Below are 3,525 nucleotides of genomic sequence, written 5' to 3'. Positions count from 1 at the left end.
ACCAAGGTGCGCTATCGCGGCCTGGCGAAGAACACGGCGCAACTGCAGACGCTGTTTGCGCTGGTGAACTTGAGTCTGGCGCGCCGCCGCGTGGCGGCGGCCGCATGAGTGCGTCCGCGGAACGGGGAAACACCCCGATCCGCGGTGAAAAGAGGCTCGGGCGAGTCTCGGTCGAGTCGATAGGTCGCGAAAGATGTGCGATCTCGGCTTGAAGAACCGAAAAAATCGACTCGCGGAACACCCAGGGATCAAGTGATCGCGTTGTTCAGAGCTTCCCTAACTGCGCCTGCAGCACCGCGACGATCGACAGCGTCGAGGGTATTTTTCACACATCGTCGCGCGGCGGCGGGTCATCGAGGCCTAGAGCTTTTGAAAGTCTTTTTCGGGATTCTCGCATTGCTTGGGTTCGCCCTCTCCGCAGCAGCTCATGCTTATGGATTGATTGGAGGGTCGCTTCACGACAACTTTGCCTTCGTTTCGACTCTACACGCCGGAATCTTTCTGGTGTTTATCCCGGCGATCCTTGAGGTGCGCAAGACGTCCGGTAAGAGAGATGCATTTGCACTACTGCGTGGAGTGCCGTTTGGGGCGATCGTTCTGCTCGCTGTCCTCTTTGTCTACGCATTCCTCAACTTCTCTTCCTCCTTTGCCGGCATGCCAGAAGGAAGCCCCCAGCTGAGAGATGGTCAATACGTTCTCATGAACAAGGGGCATTTCATCAGAACGATCACCGCCGAAGAGTACGTGCAGGGGCAGGCAGCCATTCTCCGTGCGTTCTCGGGAGGCTGGATGCTGCTCTACGGTCTTTGCGCCGTGATCCTTCTGCTTCGCCGCCGGCCGTCTCGTTCCTAGACCCTTGTGACTGGATCGCTATGTTTTCCGGAAAATTCTGAATCCCATTCCGGGAGATTCGACATTTTGGCTATCCGCAAGGTGCCTAGCGAGAGTGAGCTGCAGTGCGTAGATACTCCTGTCTTGACAGAACCCACTTTGGGCAATGGGAGCGCGGTGCGGCGCAAGCGGTTCATTCAAGTCTTCGCTGCTTTACGGCGCACCTTAACTAAGGGGCTTGGTCCAATGCAGGTCTTTACCGCGGCTTTCTTGCTAAGTCTCTTCATGCTGGCTGGCTGTGGTTCTGACGAGGCAGAGATGTCTAGGAAGCACGAAGTGGCCTCCCAGAAGGAGATGCGCGTTCTCATCGAAAGTCCGGAGTACGTGCGCGCCGTTGGAGAAGCGCAGGCTCGGGTTGAAAGCGACAACTCGGTCGTCGAGATGGCGCCTTGGTTCGGCACTACAGGGCTTTCCAACGAAACGGAGCGCGAGCTTTCTCGATACTTGCGCCGTGAGTTTGGTGAATCTCTCGATGAGCCGAATTCTCTGAAAGCGGCAGATCTTGTGTATTTGGGAGTGTTCTCGGAGCGGGAAGGCATCGTGTACTACTGGCAAGTGCCATACGGTGGTGAACCTGTATTCGCTTACGTGATCGAGAGCGGCGCCAATTCGCATATGGGTTGGGGCGCTCGGAAGCCACCCACGAAGTGACGTCTAACTTCCGTTCTCAGACGTTTTGAACGCCGATTGTGTCACCGCCAATCCCGACACTGCGCCTGCTGCCTGCAGAATCCTCAATCCGCGGGCGTCCGCCGGTTGGGTTCGGCAGGTATGATTCGACCTCGGCAGGGTGAAATGATGATTTCAGGTGAAAGATGATGAAATGGCTCTCAATCGGCGCGTTTGCTGTAGTTCTCTTGCTTTCCTCAGTCCTTGCTTCGACTGCACACACGATCCTGATTCTCCGATCCGGAGGCGATCTGTCGTCGGGCTACGCGCTCGCAAGTGCATACGTAGTCTCTGCACTTATCTGCTTTTTTGCGGGCTATCTGTTTGCTCGGCGCACCGGCCGAAGTCCCTACCTTGGTGCTGTGTTTGCGTATTTGCTTTCTGAGCTCGCTGGTGTAGCGGGGATCTACTACGTTGCAGGGACTTCACTTCATTCATGGATTTGGGTTGTTGAGGGTGCACGGGATCTGGTTTTTCTGCTCCTCGGGACCGCCGTTGGACTTGGGAGATTGAAAGGGTGAGCTGCGGAGTGGCGCAAGGCGATGACCTGGACTGAATGGGCGTGACGCCAGTCTCCTCACCACCCACGCCCACACCGCGCCTTCAGCGCTGCCAAAGCCGCAATCCTCGCCGTTTCGGTACGCAGAATCCGCGGCCCCAGGCGCCGGCGGCGCGGAGTTGGTCGAGGTAGCGGGGCTCAGGCTGCCTTCGGGGCATGTCGCCCGGCTGAGTGAGTCGAAGGCGGGCAGAGGGGACAGGCTGTGTTCGTTGTCCGATTCTGCTCCAGGCTGAGATGGGCCGGCGCTGAGGCCGTGTCGAAGTCGCTGTGCAGGGCCAGCCGGTTCTTCGATCTGCGGCGGCCTCGCAAGGCCGCATTGTTCGTGGGCGTTGGGTGCGCTGCGCGACTTCAGGGACCCAGAAGTTCGTAGTTCGCCTGGACCGCGCGGACGATAGGCTTCAGACCAGCGTGCTCGGGATCCAGTTGTCGAAGCGGTGCGAGTAGGCCTCCCGCTCGGCACGGCAGAAGCCGCTGCCCATGGTGAAGCGGCGGCAGACATCCGGGCGTTGTTCGTACACGCCGCAGCACATGCGGTTGCGGTCCATCGCCACACACCAGCCGTCTTCGTCACGCGCCATCACCTCCAAGCCTTCAGGCGTGTGGGTGGTGTACATGCGCGGCACTTTGTCGTCGGGCATCACGACCACGGTCAGCCGGCAGCACACGGCATCGCAGGCCGAGCAGGACACGTTCGGGTCGACCAGATGGTCGTCGGGCAGGATCTCGAAGGGCATGGTGTTTCCGGAGGGTGAAGCGGGATGCCCGAGCGGACCTGCGCGCGGCAAGGTGCCCAGAAGCGAAAAGGGGCGCAAGGATCGCACGGCTGCCGACATCGCGCGTGAATCGCGGTGACTCTTGGTGCGCAGCGGCGGCTGGGAACGCTGCCGGCAGGCGGTTCCAAACCGGTTGGGCGTGCCAGGTCCGCGGCCTTGAACTGCCTCTGGTCTGGCGATGCTTTCGCAGCTCGCCGCGCATCGCCCAGCCCAGACGCGGTTCGGGGGTTCTGGCGCCATCCAGCCGATGCCAGCGCGCGGGCGGACGTGCGGATCGCAGCTGCAGCTGGCGCGGCTCCCGCCGATGCACTTGCCACGGCGGGCGCGGCTCGAAGCGAGCGGGCGTGCATGCTTTGGTGCAAAGCCACTACAGTCGCGTCTGCCCTCGGCCCCGGAGCCACCCATGTCGCGCCCCATTCTTGACGAGCAGCAGCTTCACCCCGCCATCCGCCTCAAGATCTCCAGCCAGCACGCGGATCTCATCAGTGAGGTGCAGAAGGCGGCCGCGACCCCCTACGTGTCAACCTCCTACCCAACAGTTGTTCTCGGTTTTTATAGATAACAATTGTGGGGCGGTTTGAGGAGGTTTCAGTGAGCAAGGCAGGCATCGAAGTGGAGACAGATCCGCAGCTT

General features: G+C 60.4%; 5 protein-coding genes and 1 pseudogene. 4 read left to right on the top strand and 2 right to left on the bottom strand.

Going from position 1 to position 3,525, the window contains the following annotated elements; genetic code table 11:
* The 3 genes and pseudogenes from ACIQ7H_RS22100 to ACIQ7H_RS22090 form a co-directional block, all read left to right on the top strand.
* Positions 1-108, top strand: a pseudogene (locus tag ACIQ7H_RS22100) (IS5/IS1182 family transposase); the annotation flags it as partial.
* Positions 109-369: 261 nt separating this feature from the next.
* A complete protein-coding gene (locus tag ACIQ7H_RS22095; protein WP_395795637.1) occupies positions 370-852 on the top strand; it encodes a hypothetical protein in 483 nt (160 codons plus the stop codon).
* 225 nt (positions 853-1,077) lie between these two features.
* A complete protein-coding gene (locus ACIQ7H_RS22090) occupies positions 1,078-1,542 on the top strand; it encodes a hypothetical protein (protein ID WP_395795635.1) in 465 nt (154 codons plus the stop codon).
* 595 nt (positions 1,543-2,137) lie between these two features.
* Here ACIQ7H_RS22090 and ACIQ7H_RS22085 read toward each other — a convergent pair.
* Both ACIQ7H_RS22085 and ACIQ7H_RS22080 read right to left on the bottom strand, forming a co-directional pair.
* On the bottom strand, positions 2,138-2,221 hold the full coding sequence (locus ACIQ7H_RS22085; protein WP_395795638.1) for a hypothetical protein: 84 nt from the start codon (positions 2,219-2,221) through the stop codon (positions 2,138-2,140).
* A 296-nt stretch (positions 2,222-2,517) separates the two neighbouring features.
* Positions 2,518-2,853 (bottom strand): YkgJ family cysteine cluster protein, encoded by a 336-nt coding sequence (locus ACIQ7H_RS22080; RefSeq protein WP_395795633.1) that lies wholly within the window; start codon positions 2,851-2,853, stop codon positions 2,518-2,520.
* Positions 2,854-3,295: 442 nt separating this feature from the next.
* Between ACIQ7H_RS22080 and ACIQ7H_RS22075 the strand changes: the two genes are divergently transcribed.
* Positions 3,296-3,454: a hypothetical protein gene (locus ACIQ7H_RS22075; protein WP_395795631.1), complete on the top strand. Its 159-nt coding sequence runs from the start codon at positions 3,296-3,298 to the stop codon at positions 3,452-3,454.
* The last annotated feature ends 71 nt before the right edge of the window (positions 3,455-3,525 follow it).

This window comes from Aquimonas sp. (assembly GCF_044377145.1).
Lineage (GTDB): Bacteria > Pseudomonadota > Gammaproteobacteria > Xanthomonadales > Xanthomonadaceae > Aquimonas.
Note: the sequence above shows the minus strand (reverse complement) of the source record. Positions and strands in the feature narration are given on the sequence as shown.

Excerpts from the sequence above, each read along its gene's own strand:
- ACIQ7H_RS22080 (WP_395795633.1), bottom strand. The coding sequence starts at position 2,853 with ATGCCCTTCGAGATCCTGCCCGACGACCATCTGGTCGACCCGAACGTG.
- ACIQ7H_RS22075 (WP_395795631.1), top strand. The coding sequence starts at position 3,296 with ATGTCGCGCCCCATTCTTGACGAGCAGCAGCTTCACCCCGCCATCCGC.
- ACIQ7H_RS22090 (WP_395795635.1), top strand. The coding sequence starts at position 1,078 with ATGCAGGTCTTTACCGCGGCTTTCTTGCTAAGTCTCTTCATGCTGGCT.